The organism is Oculatella sp. LEGE 06141, from assembly GCF_015207605.1.
In the GTDB taxonomy this organism is placed as follows: domain Bacteria; phylum Cyanobacteriota; class Cyanobacteriia; order Elainellales; family Elainellaceae; genus Oculatella.
Map to the genome: position 1 here is coordinate 146,771 of NZ_JADEWO010000002.1, position 17,245 is coordinate 164,015.

9 protein-coding genes are annotated in these 17,245 nt (G+C 49.3%); 6 read left to right on the forward strand and 3 right to left on the reverse strand.

Going from position 1 to position 17,245, the window contains the following annotated elements:
* The first annotated feature begins 934 nt into the window (after window positions 1-934).
* The 6 genes from IQ268_RS02255 to IQ268_RS02280 all read left to right on the forward strand — a co-directional run bounded on the left by IQ268_RS02255 (window position 935) and on the right by IQ268_RS02280 (window position 13,985).
* On the forward strand, window positions 935-2,215 hold the full coding sequence (locus tag IQ268_RS02255) for a response regulator (protein WP_193875128.1): 1,281 nt from the start codon (window positions 935-937) through the stop codon (window positions 2,213-2,215).
* A gap of 99 nt (window positions 2,216-2,314) precedes the next feature.
* Window positions 2,315-2,680 carry a response regulator transcription factor gene (locus tag IQ268_RS02260; RefSeq protein WP_193875130.1) on the forward strand — a complete coding sequence of 122 codons (366 nt, stop codon included), beginning with the start codon at window positions 2,315-2,317 and terminating at the stop codon, window positions 2,678-2,680.
* A gap of 10 nt (window positions 2,681-2,690) precedes the next feature.
* On the forward strand, window positions 2,691-3,221 hold the full coding sequence (locus tag IQ268_RS02265) for a chemotaxis protein CheW (protein WP_193875132.1): 531 nt from the start codon (window positions 2,691-2,693) through the stop codon (window positions 3,219-3,221).
* A 48-nt stretch (window positions 3,222-3,269) separates the two neighbouring features.
* Window positions 3,270-6,041 carry a methyl-accepting chemotaxis protein gene (locus IQ268_RS02270; RefSeq protein ID WP_193875134.1) on the forward strand — a complete coding sequence of 924 codons (2,772 nt, stop codon included), beginning with the start codon at window positions 3,270-3,272 and terminating at the stop codon, window positions 6,039-6,041.
* Window positions 6,042-6,281: 240 nt separating this feature from the next.
* Window positions 6,282-13,187, forward strand: coding sequence for a response regulator (locus tag IQ268_RS02275; RefSeq protein WP_193875137.1), 6,906 nt, complete (start codon window positions 6,282-6,284; stop codon window positions 13,185-13,187).
* Between the two features lie 147 nt (window positions 13,188-13,334).
* Window positions 13,335-13,985 carry a triacylglycerol lipase gene (locus tag IQ268_RS02280; protein WP_193875139.1) on the forward strand — a complete coding sequence of 217 codons (651 nt, stop codon included), beginning with the start codon at window positions 13,335-13,337 and terminating at the stop codon, window positions 13,983-13,985.
* Here IQ268_RS02280 and IQ268_RS02285 read toward each other — a convergent pair.
* The 3 genes from IQ268_RS02285 to IQ268_RS02295 all read right to left on the reverse strand — a co-directional run bounded on the left by IQ268_RS02285 (window position 13,927) and on the right by IQ268_RS02295 (window position 17,010).
* On the reverse strand, window positions 13,927-14,358 hold the full coding sequence (locus IQ268_RS02285) for a VOC family protein (RefSeq protein ID WP_193875141.1): 432 nt from the start codon (window positions 14,356-14,358) through the stop codon (window positions 13,927-13,929). The genes IQ268_RS02280 and IQ268_RS02285 overlap by 59 nt on opposite strands.
* Window positions 14,359-14,474: 116 nt before the next feature.
* Window positions 14,475-16,052 (reverse strand): NAD(P)/FAD-dependent oxidoreductase, encoded by a 1,578-nt coding sequence (locus tag IQ268_RS02290; RefSeq protein ID WP_193875143.1) that lies wholly within the window; start codon window positions 16,050-16,052, stop codon window positions 14,475-14,477.
* A 223-nt stretch (window positions 16,053-16,275) separates the two neighbouring features.
* Window positions 16,276-17,010 carry a pre-peptidase C-terminal domain-containing protein gene (locus IQ268_RS02295; protein WP_193875145.1) on the reverse strand — a complete coding sequence of 245 codons (735 nt, stop codon included), beginning with the start codon at window positions 17,008-17,010 and terminating at the stop codon, window positions 16,276-16,278.
* Window positions 17,011-17,245 lie beyond the last annotated feature (235 nt).

Below are 17,245 nucleotides of genomic sequence, written 5' to 3' on the forward strand. Positions count from 1 at the left end.
ACTGAACCACCGCCTGAGGTGATCCCATAACCATGATTCGTTGAGAACTTAGCAGATTCATTTGCAGGTTGGGAAGGGTTTTGTTTTTGCCTTCAAAAAATAATCGCATCGTTCGTACTGGACTCCTACAGACAAATGGGAGGTATAAGGACTTAAATCAAAGCTAGTTCGAAGGAACCAGTCAACTCTATCACTCAGATTGAGTGCTGCCGTTGGTTGGGCACCACGGGGTTCAGGTGTACGAGCCATTGACCAATATTAATGTTGTCGCCGCTCTCCTCAAACCAGCCGAATGACTCGTATCGTTATAGTTCTTTCGTTATACCAGGCAAATGTTGACGATCAGCGAAATACATCTCCACGGAATATAGATCTGAAATTAGCCCCTGATGACCTTTGTCAAACTCACCTGGTGGAGAACAGCGCATCTGTTGTGAACTTGCTTTGTAGCGAGTATAGTCCCAGAAAATGTCGGTCTCACTGATCAGCTTTCCCTCGATTCCGCCATAATTCACTATCAATCAACAGTTGCCTGATGGGACTTGAAGAACAGCTACACAACCGATATGTAGCTTGTTGGGGGCAACCTGCATTACTCAGGCTCAATCTAGGGAAAGATAAGGTAGCTGATGTTGAAATTCGACGCGAAATGCTGAGTGCCTGGTGTCTAAAAGGTATTGCCTGGCAAAATTACGGTTGCAAAGTAGATGCAATCGCGTTTGAGACTACAGGCCAAAAGCCATAAACATCAGATTTTTCCCGTGAAAACGTAAGGAGAGATATATTTATATGACATGTGCAGGTTTCTGACTGATTGAATATAGACTAGAGCGCTAACAGGCGCTATGGCTGACTTGCAAGCTGCAAGCGGCTGGCCGGGTAATGGGACAATTGGGCTTGAATCAGGCTGTTTTTGGGAGAGCGTTTTGACTACATGCAGGGAAAGTTGAGCGAGATCGATATTCGCAGCATCCTACAGCTCATTGAGCTAGGTCAGCGAACAGGTGAATTGTTCGTCGAGTCCTACGGTTCGGCTATAGGTACAGATGGAAGCGATCGCCCCTTCAAGACCTCCATTGAGCAATCGTGGTTTGTGTTCTTTCTCAACGGCCAAATCATTTATGCCAGTGATAGTAACCACACCCTATCGCGCTTACGAGACCATCTCAAACGCTTCAAACTAGACGACAGGCTGAATCAAACGAGTGTTCCGGCGATCGCTACGACCAACGCTCCAGAATACGGTCATCTGTGGGCGTTACTAGAAAACCATGTCCTGACACCCGCTCAAGGACGCAGCATCATTCAAAGCATGGTGCATGAAACCTTGTTTGATTTGCTGAGCTTGCACCAAGGCTCATTTATCTTCGAAACGAGTCCAGCCCTCTCTCCTCAGCTCACCACTCTGGAAATTCCTCCTCTGATTGCCAAAATCATGAAACAGATTCAAGAGTGGAAGCAATTTCATCCGCTGATTCAGTCGCCGAGTCAATGCCCAATCATTACAGATGAAGTGCAACTGAAAGAGACGTTAACAGCCAATACGCTTAGAACATTAAGACGCTGGGTTGACGGGAAGACGTCAATTCGGCAGATGGCACGCTACCTCAATCGGGATATTCTCACCGTTGCTAAAGCACTTTATCCTTGTGTTCAGCAAGGTGCTGTTCAGCTATTACCGCTAGTCTCGCCAGAGGGAAAGCGCAAACAGTCGTTTGGTTTGTTTCAACCCGACAAAATTCCGCGAGTGGTTTGTATCGATGACGGCACAACGATTCGCAAAGCCGTGGAATATATATTGAGCCAGCATGGCTATGAAGCTACCGCGATCAGTAATCCGCTCAAGGCGTTAAGTCTGGTCTTTCAACTCAAGCCCGATTTAATCCTGTGCGATATTGCAATGCCCGAACTAGACGGCTACGAAATTTGTGCCATGCTTCGCAAATCTACGGCGTTCCGCCAAACGCCAATTGTTATGCTCACGGGAAAGGACGGGTTTATCGATCGCGTCAAAGCACGGATGGTCGGGGCTACAGACTACCTAACCAAACCCTTTGGAGAAAGTGAGCTGTTAATGTTGGTGGAAAAGTACGTAGGTTTGGGCTACCCCGATCGACCAACTCCAGGCAAACTACTAGCAGATGCACTACAAGATGAGTTAGATATTAATATTCCTGAAGCAACGTCTGCTTCACTCCCCTTGCCACGATATTGAGGATAGACAATTCTTTACAGTTCGTTAAATTTTTAAGCTACAAAGTTGAGTCGAGGTGAATCTTTCCCGTTAGAATTCGCGGTTAGCAGGTAGAGAGGAATGAATACAGTTTTAGTGGTAGAAGACAGCGTTGCCCAACGGGAGATGATCACCGACCTATTAGAGGGAAGTGGGTTGAGTGTCACAGTTGCAAGTGATGGAATTGAAGCATTGGAACAGATTCAGGGGCACCCCCCCGATTTGGTCGTTTTAGATATTGTAATGCCGCGCATGAACGGTTATGAAGTGTGCCGACGGTTAAAGGCTGACCCCAAAACCCAGCATGTTCCGGTGGTAATGTGTTCTTCGAAAGGCGAAGAGTTCGATCGCTACTGGGGCATGAAACAAGGAGCAGATGCATACATTGCCAAACCGTTTCAGCCGACAGAACTGGTAGGCACCGTCAAACAACTACTGCGAGGATAGGTCGAGCGAAATGATTGGGACTCCAGACTTTTTAACGGGCAGAGGGCAAGATCAAGCTCCAGAATTTCAGGAGTTGGAAAGCCCTGAAGGTGAGTTACATCTTCGGTTTTACGTCACATCAGGTGATGAATTTGCCCTTCCCGCAACTGGCATCCGCGAGGTGATTTCCCCACCTCCAGACCGAATCACTCCTATTCCTAATGTTTCGCCCCTGCTTCTGGGTACTCTCAATGTGCGAGGAAGAGTGATTTGGGTTGCTGACCTGGGTCAGTTTTTGGGAGATCCTGCTCCTTTAAGCACCGATCGACCAGAAATTTCGGTGATTGCTGTTGAAGATCAGGACGCTATGCTAGGCTTGGCGGTTGACCGGATTGTTGGCATGGATTGGCTTAGCATAGATGAGGTGCAGATGCCAACGAATGTTCCAGACGGAATGGCTCCTTTCCTTCGAGGTGAGTGGTCGCTGAGCAAGGAAAGCGATCGATTTCTTCGGCTGCTAGATCAAGTAGCGATACTGCGATCGGCACGGTGGGCAGCATGAACGAACGTTTAAGCAAAATCGGACACTTGCACGGGTAGGAGAAGGCAGATGGGATCAGGCATTGAATATGCACAGGAGTATCAGCAAGCCGAAAAAGCCTACATGTTAGGCAGCTACGAAGAGGCGGCAGAGATTATCGATCGGCTGGTTGAAAGCTATCCAGATGACCCAAATGTGCGGTTATTGCGAGGTCATATCTACTGCTATGGACTTCAGCAATACGACATCGCCAAAGAACAATACGAATCCGTTTTAGGGCTGACATCGGATGCCGAATACGTTGACTATGCCAACAACGGTTTAGCTTATGCCAGTCAATTCAGCAGTGCCGAAGAGTCAGCCGAGAGAGATTTAACCTATCAAGACATCGATTCAGATTTTGTAAGTACAGTTGACTCCTCTTCTGGCTACACTGACCAAAACCGCTGGGAAGAGGATGTTACTCCATCGATTGATGATGATTTTGATTTCGACGAAATTGAACTGGAAAGCATAGACAACTCAATTGCTGTTCCCGATCAGGATAGTCACTCAGCTCCTAATCCTCAGCCTTCTACCTTTGACGATCCGTTTGCTGTCGGTAACGAAGATTACCAAGATCCTCTTGATCAATTTGACGATCCGTTTGCGATCGATCCACCTCTCAACAGCCCGAATTCTACTGAAACGGACTCCCTGGCTGGATACAGCAATTTTGACGAAACATTCCCTGATGATTTGGGTGACTTTGACGAGGACTTTGCTCCGTCAAACGAACTGTTCAACTCAAATCATCAGCCTTACCTGAACGATGTTGAACAAGGTAATTCTGGCTCCAGTCGTCATCCTAGCGATGATGAAACTTTTTTCATGGGGCCGGAGAATTCAGAGATAGATGTCAATCAAAACCATGCTGAGCTGGATCAGAGCTACTCCTATTCAAACTCTAATTACAGCGATCCGTACAACCAAACTGAAGGCATTTTTGCTACGGATGATACTGGCTTCGATTTAGATGAATTTGACGAAAACGACTTCTCGACGCATGACGATTCTTCATTCCCAGAGAGTTCGTCTGCTGACAGCACCAGTAATATTGATTTTCTGGACGAATTTGACGAGTTTGATGATCTAGGCAGCATTCCTGATTTTGACTTGTCGGATAACTCGGTTGGTTTTACTAGCCCATCTGTTGCTTCAGAACTCAACTCATCGGCTAGTAGCTCCATTAATACGAGTGACATTGGCTTCGACTTTGGCGACAGCAACGACCAATCAGTGATCCGAGAAGATGAGATCTTCAGTATTTCTGGAGCCGCCGAACCACTTCCCTCATTTACGCAGACAGACAGTCGTAATGTCGAACCAGACGTTGGTGTCGATCAAGGCGCGTTAGGTTTCATAGAAAACGCTCCTTTAGCTAAAAAGAAAATATGGATTGCAGGAATTACTGGTTTAGTATCACTGGCGGCAGTCGCATTTGTTAGCTATGCCTCTAGTTTCACGGTCATTCGAGACGGGACGATTTCTGATCAAACAAAAGCTGAGGTAATTGGTCGGCTGCGCGGAACCGGGTTGCTGATGAGCCTGGTTGCTGGTGTGGTTGGTGGCGGAACTGCCTTGGCGCTCAGCAACATCACTACCAAACGCATCAAGCAGACAGCTTTCGATTTGCAGAGTCAATTTGAAGCGGTGTCTCAGGGCAACCTGAACGCTCGGGCTACAGTTTATTCGCAAGATGAACTGGGTCAGTTGGCTACCGAGTTCAACCAGATGGCTCGAGTGATTTTGACCACGACTAGCGAAGCTCAGCGCAAAGCAGAGGAGCAAGAGCAGGCAAAAGAAGATTTACAGCGTCAGGTCATTCGCTTGCTGGATGATGTAGAAGGTGCGGCTCGAGGCGATTTAACGGTGCAGGCAGAGGTCACTGCTGATGTGCTAGGAGCCGTGGCTGATTCCTTTAACCTGACGATTCAAAATTTGCGTGAAATTGTGCAACAGGTGAAGCTAGCGGCTCGTCAAGTTGCCAAGGGGTCTTCAGAGAATGAGATATTTGCGCGATCGCTCTCGTCCGACGCGCTGCGTCAGGCTGAAGAACTGGCCGTCACATTGAACTCTGTTCAGGTCATGACCGATTCAATTCAGCGGGTGGCCGAAAGCGCTCGTGAAGCAGAAGAGGTCGCTCGTTCTGCTTCTGCAACGGCTTTGAAGGGTGGTGAAGCGGTAGAGCGAACAGTATCAGGGATTCTGGAGATTCGAGAAACGGTTGCTGAAACAACGCGAAAAGTCAAGCGATTGGCTGAATCGTCTCAGGAAATCTCTAAGATTGTGGCATTAATCTCTCAGATTGCCTCTCGCACCAATCTGTTGGCGCTGAATGCCAGCATTGAAGCTGCTAGAGCTGGAGAAGCGGGTCGAGGATTTGCAATCGTGGCCGATGAGGTGCGGCAACTTGCTGACCGGGCTGCAAAAGCGTCAAAAGAGATTGAGCAAATTGTGTTGCAAATTCAAAGTGAGACCGGGTCAGTCATGACGGCGATGGAAGAAGGTACTCAGCAGGTGATTGAGGGAACTCGTTTGGCAGAACAAGCAAAGCGATCGCTCGAAGACATCATTCAGGTGTCTAACCGCATTGATGTCCTGGTGCGCTCTATCACGGCAGATACTGTTGAACAAACTGAAACGTCCCGTGCAGTCGCACAGGTCATGCAGTCTGTTGAACTAACCGCACAAGAAACATCTCAAGAAGCTCAACGAGTCTCTGGTTCCCTGCAAAACTTGGTGGGGGTTGCTCGAGACCTGCTAACATCCGTTGAACGGTTCCGAGTCGAGAAACTATAGATGTCATTACTCGCTGACTTATAGCTGGCTTAGAGTAGAGAAGACCAATTGATGTCGTAAATGGAGGGATTGGGTACATTAAAGCAAGCTGGTTGAGCACCAGTCAGCACTGAACTTGCAGAAGGGGGCATTCTCGTTCATCGGCTGACAGGCTTTGATCCTGTTGGTTATCCAACTTTAGTCACGGGCGTCAGCGGGTTTTCCATAAGCATCGCCCACCGCATCCGGAGGAACTTTGCTATGTCATCGGAACAACAACAGCGGATCATGGGCTACTTCATTGAGGAGGCAAAAGACCACCTCAATACCATTGAGCAAGGCTTGTTAAATCTGCAAAATACGATTGAAGACCCGGAGATGGCAAGTGAGATGTTCCGGGCAGCTCACTCGGTTAAGGGTGGAGCAGCAATGCTAGGGCTAAACAGCATTCAGCAAGCCTCCCACCGATTAGAAGATTACTTCAAGGTTCTCAAAGAATGCCCGATCAAAGTTGATCAGCGGTTAGAAACGCTTTTGCTGCGAGTATTCGACACATTGCAGGAACTACTCGAACAGTTGCAAGGGCCGTTTGGTTTAACGGATGACAAAGCGACTGAGGTCATGTCAGATGTTGAACCCGTATTCAATGAGCTAAATCAGCATCTTCATGGTCTGGTCAGTGCGTGTGGCAGTGTTCCACCAGAGGACGTGGAGCTAACCTCTGAACCTGCTGTTGCCATGACTCCTGCAACACCGGCTAGAGCCAGAGCCGAAGTGCAGCCAGCAGTTCGAGAAGAGAGTGCGCTACAACTTATTTTTCAAAGTGATGTGCCCGCTCGTTTGCGGGAAATGCTGCAACTATTCAAGCAGTCAGATACCTCGGATGGACGGCAGCAGTTACAAAATATCTGCCGCACGTTGAGCATGGCTGGAGAGCAGTTTGACTTGCCAGAGTGGTGTGCCTTAATAGACTCGACACAACAGGCGATCGCCAGTGCCAGCAACACCTATCGTGCTCTGGCACCTGTAGTGATTAGAGATATCAAACAGGCTCAGGAATTAGTGTTAACAGGAAACTCTGCGGCAATTGAAGCGAGTGAAAGTCTCCTGGCACTAGTGCCTCAACCGCTTGAATCCGAGCCTGAGGAACCAGATTTTGCTGATTTGTTGGCAGGCATGGGCTTTGAAGCAGAAGAGCCTGAAGAGTTCTCTGACTTCACCTTGGACGTTGACCCATCGGTTACTCCACTAGAGGCTGCTGATCCTATTTTTGCAGTTGATGCCTTCGATGAGAGTTCGTTTGATGCGTCTGAAGTCTTCACTACAGAGGATCTGGACAGCGAAGCTGATTGGTTCGACAACCTCGCTTCAGAAAGTCAAAATACAGTTCAAGCAGACCAGTCCTTAGACTTTGATTCTGACCAGTCCTTAGACTTTGACTCTGGCCAGTCCTTGGGCTTTGACCAGGAGCTTACTGATGCAGATATCGCCAACCTCAACTTTGCCGACCTGCTGGATGAAGTAGACTTACCCGCTCCACCTTCCGAACGAAATGGCCCTGAAGTTGGCGTGGCTGAACTGAATTCTTTGGCTGATCTATTTGAAGGCGAAGTTCCTGAACTGGGAATGACCTGGCAGGAAGAGGAAGTTGTTCACGACTCAGCCGGGTCGTTATCAGCACCGGAGATAGAGACCTCCAGTGACTTTGCTGATTTGTTGTTTGAGCAAGATAGTTCAGAAGATTTAGCGTTAGACCTGGAAGAGGACGACGATTTATCGGGGCTACTGAACCACAGTGAGCGAATGGCGAATCATCTTTCTGCTGTTTCGCCTGAGATAGCTACTCCTACCGATAGCTCCACTGAGGACTTTGACTGGACTACTCTATCTGGTGATTCTGACCAACCCAACCCGGAGGATTTCTCTGTATTTTCTTTGGGCGAAGATGTAGTAACGTCAACTCCAGCGATCGCCGATGAGCCGGTCGAATCGGTTGACGCGTTTGGCGATCTGAATGACCTATTTGGTGGTTTAGACGACGATGAACTGGCAGAGCCTGATGCGTTTAGTCCAGAAATGGCGGAATTAGATCTAGACGCTGACTCTAATCTATCGCCAGCAATAGACGACTGGAATCAAGAGGTTTCTCCAGACTTCGATTTAGACGCTGACGCTGAGACGGTTGATCGCCCTATCACTCCTGTAGCGGATTCCGCCCGTGACGGTGACTGGTTGGATGCCCTGGAAACGAGTGAAGACGATTTTCCAGAATTTGATTTAGACGAGTTCAGCTTAGACAGTGATGCTGAGTTGAGTGAGCAGGCTGATGAACTTGAGATCGTTGCTGAGAACAGCACTCTGAGTGAGGCGGCAGCAGACGAAGATTTTCCAACGTTCAATTTGGATAGCAACCTTGAATCAGTCGATCCGACTGAGGTTGGAAGCCGTGATTGGGCGATCGCCCCAGACACAGGCGATGAATTCTCCTTCTTGACAGGCGAGTCCTTCCAGTCTGACTCCTTTACAGCAGGGCAGGCTGATCCTGGTGCGGCAGAAGATGAGCTTGCTGACCCACTCAATTCTGAGTTCAGCGCGTTCCATTTCGAAGCGAATCATGAGGTTGAACCTAGTTCTAGTAATAGCTCTAGTAACAGGCTGGCTTGGGAAGAGTCGGAAGTGACTTCCGATTTGTGGGATGAACTGGCGGCGGACAATAGCGCGCCCAGTGTTCAACCAGACCAGTTAACCACAGACACCGAAGATCCCGAAGTGGTTGATTTCTTGACCGCCAACTCGGATACTCCATCATCCGACAATCCGTTCGCAGAGCTAGCTGATTTGGAGTCGTTTGACCTGAGCTTTGAACTCCCCTTCAATGAAGCGCCGCTTGAGGACGATGCCCAATTTGATTTTGGAGCAGAAACATCTCCAGAGTTTGAGCTGCTAGGGTTTAGCCTTGAAGATGAGGAAGACCACTCAACTGAAACTGTCTTTTCAGAAACCATCCCAGCAAACTCCACCCGCGATGAGTTGGACGATCAGGCGATCGCTGGCTTTACTGCTGTTGATAGCCAGATGAGCCTAGAAGAGGAATCTGTAGCGTTAGACGACACACCCGCCGACCAGTGGCTACCTACAGACACTGCATCATCCTCTGCTACAGATTGGGATGCCTCTGCAACAGAATCGCCAGAAGATAGCGCTCTAATTTCAGAGGATACAGAGGCAGCATTTGATGATCTGTTTACAGATGAAAATTTAGCCAACGTCTTTGATGCTGAAGACAGTGCTAGTGCTGCGGACGGGTTCGACTTTGCGGTGGATGAGCAGCCTCCAACTGACTTAGCCGCTGCCTCCGGGGATGATTGGTTGGAAGCGGAATCTAACCCTTCAAGTGATTACATGGATCTGAGCCTGGATGCAGATGCGTTTGCTGAATCCAGTTCGAGGGACTCCGAGTTAGGCGATTTGTTTGAGAGTACCATTGCATCCGAGTTCGGCTCAGCAGGTGATGAAGATGAGTTGATCGCTGATGTAAGGGTGGAAGAACGGCAGTTTGAGATTGTGATCGAGGATACTTCTGAGCACGACCTGCGCTCAATAGACGCGATCGAAACTAACCTAAGCAGTATCGACAGCGATACGGATCTAGACGATTTGTTTGGCGGAGATCTTACATTTGACGAGAACGTTTCGGCTACAGATGAAGGCTTTGAAGAGTTTGAAGCAGAGTTAGGCGAGTTGCTTTCAGAGGACTCGGTAGAAACGCAAGCAGAACTGGCGATCGATCCATTCATAGGAGAGCCAGACGTTGACTCCCTTTCCGCAATGGAGTTCTCTGAAACAGAGTTAGGTAGTTGGTTGGTTGGGGGCACCGAACTCAATGCCTCGCTGGCGGATGTAACGCCTGCAACCAGTTCTGGGACGGGTGAAGAACGTTCTGAAGATGCTGCCTTACTCAATGACCCAGTAGAAAACCATGCTGAAGTTGACTTCGATCATGTGTTTGAAGCTGATGCAGTGGCTGACCTGGAAACAGACCTGGCAGAAACAGATCTGGCAGAAATAAGCGGCTTCCCTGAGGAGCCGCCGAACGACGCTGAACGAACCTTTGATTTAGATCAGCTATTCGATGAAGGAGAAAACTCCGATCCATTACTAGACTGGGCAGATGTTGAGCAGCCGTTACAGAACGAGGCCGACTTAACCAGTTGGTTCGATGATGTAACGCTTGGTTTTGAAGAGGGAGAGTCTACCGATCGTGTCGAAGATTCGGTTGAGACGCTAGATGCAGCCCTGACTTCTGATGGCTCTTTCACTATCGACAGCGTAGAGATTGACCAGTCGATTGAATTATCTGAATTAGAGGAAGCCAATCTTAACAACCTGGATGATTCTCCTGGTTCGAATGATGCTTCACTTGCAGAAGACTTCCCAGTCTTTGATTTTGGTTTGGATGCTGTCTCTAGCGTTGATGAAACGTTTTCAGAGGAGTTATCAAGTTTTAGCCTGGATCAGCCTTTTTTGGCATCTGAGCCCGCTGAAGCCGAAGCCTTCGACGAAACTGCGTTTGATTCGGAAGGGTTGAGTTTGACCGAATCTGAAGACATGATCGATAATCTGAACCCTATCGATTTTGATCTGATGACTGATTTGGGTGACAGTAATGACACCAATGCGATCGCAGAGACTGACGAGACGGTTGAACTGATATCGGGTTTGGATGATTTCTCATCGGTTTCGTTCGATGAAACGATAGAAGAGCTAAGCCCTACTACGGATTCAAACAATAGCCTGACAGATTTGGATGATCTGTTAGGCGGTGCTGAAGCGGCAGGCTTAGATACTTCAGCCTTGGATAGCTCAAGCGAGGAGTCGGTTGATTTCGCTGGGCTGGAAGCATTTCTGCAAGGGGAGTCCGTCGTCGCTGAACCTGAGTTGGTTGACAATGCTACCGATTCAGAGGATTTCTCTGACCTGGAAGCGCTCCTCGGAGATGAACCATCCACGACGACACCCAGTGCATCCGGGGCTTTGAGTCTTCCACCCCTATCGGAGTCGCTCACATCATCGGAGGCAGGAGATGAATTTGATGATTTAGAGAAACTGCTAAAAGACGCAGACCAGTCGCTAGGAGGTTCTCCTGGTAGTCGGGGGGGGCGAAGCTCTGTAGCGGCTACCAACAGACGAACCAACCGTCGGGGTAGCAGTCTGAGCGATCAGACTATGCGGGTAACGGTGAAACACCTTGATAACTTAAACAACCTCGTTGGTGAATTAGTTGTTAACCGCAATAGCTTAGAGCAGGCGGAAGAGCGCTTGCGCCAATTCCTAGACAACTTGCTGTATCAGGTGCAGCAGTTGAGCGATGTAGGGCAACGGATGCGCGATTTGTATGAGCGATCGCTCCTTGAGAGTTCGTTGTTGTCTAACCGTAAAAGCTATCAACTGTCGTCTCAAAGCAGTATCCCCCCAGCTCAAACCGATCATGCCACTGGCATGAGCTTTGATGCATTAGAGATGGATCGCTTTACTGGCTTCCATACGCTTTCTCAAGAGATGATCGAACTGATTGTGCGAGTTCGAGAGTCGGCATCGGATATTGACTTCGTTGTAGATGAGACCGACCAGATCACTCGCACATTTCGACAGGTCACTACACAACTGCAAGAGGGGTTAACCCGTTCGCGCATGGTGCCCTTTGCCCAAATTGCCGAGCGCTTGCCTAGAGCAGTACGCGATATCTCGTTGCAAAACGGCAAGCAAGCCGAGCTGGTTATAGAAGGGCGAGATACTTTGATTGACAAGATGATCTTGGAACAGCTTTACGATCCAATGACTCATCTAGTTAACAACGCGATCGCTCACGGTATAGAACTGCCTGAAGAACGTCAGAGAGCAGGAAAATCAATTATTGGTCGAATCACGGTTCGAGCCTTCCATCAAGGAAACCAAACCGTTATTTCGGTTACTGATGATGGGGCTGGGATTGATCCAGAGAAGGTTAAGTCGAAGGCTGTTGAAAAAAGTTTAATCACCTCAGCAGAGGCGCAGCAGATGACTCGACTTGATGTCTACGATCTTCTCTTCCATCATGGGTTCAGCACGAAAGACAAAGCCGACAACTTCGCTGGTCGCGGTGTTGGTATGGACGTGGTGCGTACCAGTTTGAACGAGATCCGTGGTGTGATCAACATTGACTCTACTGTTGGCAAAGGAACAACATTCACCATTCGTCTCCCTCTGACACTCAGTATTTCCAAAGCTCTTTGCTGCATTAGTAATCGCGCTCGGATTGCCTTCCCCATGGATGGGGTAGAGGACATGTTGGACGTCCCCAAAGACCGAATTCAAATTGACGACCAGGGACGCACCTGCATTCAATGGCGCGACACGCTGTTACCTTTCCAACCGCTGTCTGATTTGTTGAAGTACAACCGGATTTTAGGACGGGGCAGCGTTTACGGTGGCAACCAAGAAGATGACATTGTTTCTGTCGTGGTTCTTCGCAGTAATGCGGGCAACTTCTTGGCGCTCCAAATCGATCAGGTGTTGGGAGAGCAAGAAATTGTAATCAAGCAGTTAGAAGGGCCAGTACCGAAACCAATTGGAGTTGCAGGTGCTACGGTGCTGGGGGATGGCCGAATTATGCCGATCGCCGACGTGCTTGAACTGATCGACCTGTCGATGGGTCGGATTCGTCGAGAAGCAGGCAGTTCTCTCTGGGAGAAAGGCGACGATCAGATCCCTGTAGAAGCACCACCCACTAAATCTGAGCCAACGGTATTGATCGTTGATGACTCCATTACGGTGCGTGAGCTGTTGTCAATGACCTTTAACAAGGTGGGCTATCGTGTAGAGCAAGCCCGCGATGGACAAGAGGCATGGGAAAAACTCCGGTCTGGCTTACCGTGTGATTTAGTCTTCTGTGACATTGAAATGCCTCGTATGGATGGTTTGGAGCTGCTTTCGCGCATTCAAAAAGATCCTCATCTCGGCCATTTACCGATTGCCATGTTGACGTCTAGAGGAGCCGATCGGCACCGTCAAATGGCAATTCAGCTAGGAGCAAAAGGATATTTCACCAAGCCTTATCTGGAAGAAGCGCTGTTGGATGCTGCACAGCGGATGTTGAAAGGGGAAGTTCTAGTGGTTAGCAACTCCTAAACTAGAGCATAACGGTTGCACTTCAATGCAGAGGCAAGCTATAGCTTGCCTCCTGGTGTATTTAGACATTTGGAAAGGTGGCCTATCGTAGGCCAAAAGCGCGATCGCTCCGATCTACGCTAGAGGTATTCCACACGATCAATCTGTATGAGCGCTGCTTCCCGCAATCCGGTTCTGCTGATTCATGGCATAGACGATACAAACGCCATCTTCTGCAATATGTCGTTGCACCTGAAGGCATTAGGCTGGCCCGTTTATCACCTGGATTTATTCCCCAACGATGGGGCTATTGGCATTGATGAAATGGCAGGCCAGATTGCCGAGTATGTCGATCGCACCTTTGCTGCCGAGCAACCCATTGATCTGGTTGGTTTCAGTATGGGAGGACTCGTGAGCCGCTATTACGTCCAGCGGTTGGGTGGAATCGATCGCGTCCAGCGATTTATCACGATCTCTTCTCCACATCAGGGCACCTGGCTGGCGTATTTTCGGTTTAACGTCGGTTGCAACCAGATGCGGTGTGGCAGTGCTTTCCTCAACGATTTAAACCGAGATGTCTCCATGTTGGAGCAAATCAACTTCACATCCATTTGGACACCAATGGATTTGATGATTTTCCCAGCGCACAGTTCTCGGATGCCCGTAGGTCAGGAAATTATCGTGCAGGTGCCGCTTCACTCGTGGATGGTTAGCAATGCCAACTGCTGGAAGGCTGTTGTGACTGCTTTGTCGGAACCGCTCAGGCCGTCTCGCCCACCTGAGCAAACTCTGCTTCCCCAAAAATTGCAGCCGAGTTAGCGTAGAACTTAAACTCTAGCAAGTTGTGAAACGGGTCTTCCAGGAAGAACGTACGGTGTTCCAGCGGAGAACCGGCAAAGCGATGCTTAGGAGATTGATAGAACTGAAGTCCTTTTTGTTGCGATCGCTGCAACAACGCCTCCCAGTCTGCTTCATCGGTGAATACCAGGCCAAAATGCCTGGGATAAATTCCGCGTTGTGGAGTCAGGGGTTCTTTGCTCAGATGGGCCACAATTTGATGTCCATACAAATTCATGATGACCGAACTGGCGTTTTCTCTGCCGATATCACAACCCAGTCCATCCGCATAAAATGACTTGGCCTGAGCAATGTCAGCCACCGGAAAGGCTAAATGAAATAAGACTTGACTCATGGCGATTCTCCTCAAACGATTTGCAAATGGTTCAATTTCTCTCGCGCCCTTTTCAACATAGCGAGAAGATTTTGCATATTGCTATCTACCGACCATCTGTAGAGGTTTACAAAGTTTTACGAACAGTCTAGCTCTTTCAACAGGGTGAGATGAGCGTGTAACGGGGCCAGCGTGTTTGCGGTAACCATGCCGCTTGCGGCGACAGCAGGCAGGCCGATGCCGGGAAAGGTAGAATCACCGCAGCATAGCAATCCAGATAACGGTGTCCGAGGGCTTGGAAATAGCCCTTCCCCAGCCCGAATTGCAGGCCCGTAGGAGCCTCGATGACAGCGTAAAAAGCGTTCGTGGGTGAGGGGAGTGCCAACGAGGGTGACTTCACAGCGCGATCGAACGTTTGGGATGATGCGTTCTAATGCTTGCCACATCACCTCTGAACGCGCCTGCTTCTGCTGCATGTAGGCATCACTTCGGCGATCGAACCCCTGCCATAGCTCGTAGGGTTCATTGCCCGGTGTGTAGACATGAATCGCGTGTTTCCCCGCAGGGGCTAACGACGGATCAAGCAACGATGGAATAGAAACGAGGATGACATTTTGAGGAGCCGTTACGCCTTGGTTCCAGTCGTTTACCACGATATGGTGACAGGCGAGATCCGCTGGAATCTCCTGTGCGTCAATTCCGAGGTGCAGGTGCATAAAGCTATGGCATTCGGGTGTCGCTTGCCGTTTTTCGACAAACTGGTCTGGCACTGAGCCTTTTGGCAATAGTTTTAGCGTGTCCCAAAGTGACGCGTTCGAGATTACCGCATGACGGGCGCGAATCTCTTGCCCATTATGCAACCGCACACCGATCGCTCTTTTATTGGCAACCAGCACTTGCTCCACATGCGCTCCCAACATTAGCTTGCCGCCGTGTTTCTTTAAACCTCGAACGATCGCATCAACCAGCGCACCACTACCACCAATGGGATAATCTAGCACCACGCCCGGTTGATACCAATCGGCAAACATAAATGCCATTTCAGCCGCGCTAGTGCCACTGGCGGGCAACCCTGACAGCAGAAAACACAGCAAATCCAGCCAGTTACGGAGAAACGCATCTTGCACAACACCATCCATCAGGCGTGAAAATGGCCCTGCCAGTTTGATTACACGGCCAAAGTGCCTGATCAAAGATGGAGTAAATCGTCCAGCCGTAAGGACTGCGCCCAAATCAAACCGCAGAGCCGAGGGGGGAATGGCGATCGCCGCTTGGGCGTAGGGTTCCATCACACGCTGTAATTCACGCCATTCGGCCATGGCTGATTCTCCGCGAAGCTGTTGCAACACATCGCAGAACTGATCTGCTCCAACAGAAGTATTGAAATGGCCTTCTGGCAGCCAGCAACCCCAGGTATTGTAGGTTGCCCACGGTAGGTCTTCACCGATCGCATCTAGCACTTGCCGCAGAGGATTAGGAGAGGGGCTATACGATAGTCCTGAGTAAAGTGAGGGACCAGAATCAAACGTAAACCCCTGATGCTTAAAGGCATGAGCTGCGCCCCCCGGAATGGTATGGCTTTCACAAACAGTGACCTTAAAACCATAGCGAGCCAAGAGAGCAGCACAGCTCAGTCCGCCGATACCGCTACCAATTACGACTACATCTGTTGAGCGATCGAAGGACGAGTCTGTTGGCGCTGAGGATTGCTGCATACCTTTTTACTCTCCGTTCGTCCCACTTTTCCAGGCTAGACGATGCTTAGTCTCGCACATTGAATGCGCTAACGAACAGCAGCGCGATTCCATCCCTGTAGCAGTTAGCGATCGATGAACGTAAAATCCCCCGCTTCCTCAAGAAAACGGGGGATTTGCAGCCGCCAAACTGAATCACTCAAATAGGATCGCTAGATGAACGAAATTGGGCAGTGAGATGAGGTTACTGTGGCGTTTGCAAATAGGTGATTTGCTCGCGGATGGATTGCGCTGTATCCGCTTCACCAGACTGTTCGTAAAGCTCCGCCGCCTTGCGATAGTCAGCAAGGATTGGGTCGAGCTGCTCTGCGGTCAGAGTGAGTATCTCCTCGCTCATCTCTTCGCCCTCATTGATCAACGATAAGTACGCTTCACTATATCGGGCTTCTGCTCGCTCCAAATAGGCGATCGGCTGGTTGGGATCAACCTGGATGGCTTCGGTGTAGGCTGCGATCGCACCTGCTGTGTTGCCATCTTGAAGCTGCTGAAGCGCGCGGCTATAAGCTTGCTCGTAGCGCGTTGCAGGGCGGACAGCCACAGTGTAAGCACCTCCAGCACCCGAGAAAGAACGAGCCATCACCTTATAGGTGCCGTTGGCAGGTAGAGTGGTGACAATCGTCGAATTCAACGTGCGTCCATAGTCATCGTTATAGGCAATTTCTTCGTCGTTAGGCCCTATGAGCGACAAAACCGTATCGAAGTCCTCACTGGTCATTGTAATGGTCACGGTTTGACCTTCACGACCCTCAAACGTATATTCGCTTTGAGCCGGTTCCAGTCTGCCCTCTTCTTGCAGGATTTGTCGTCCTTCTTGCGCGTTCGCACCAGTAGGAAGTAAGGATAGGAGCGTGCTTGTAGAAATAAGAGTGGTTACAATGACCAGACTTAATGCTTTAGGGTGTAAATTTTTCAGTTTCATAGAAATTCCTTGCAATGGTTCGCTCAACGCAATCAATTACGATTGCAATACATGTAGAGTGGGATAAACTAAGCGTTTTCTATCAGAATTTAGCCCAGTTAAATTAACTTCAATGGTATGTGCTCTCTTTCCAGACGGAAAGTTTGCAACGTTAGTTATAGCCAGACAAGGCGATCGCTCGGAGTGCCAGGGTTGTAGACTACAAGCAACAGCGTTTATTTCTAATGGCCTTACC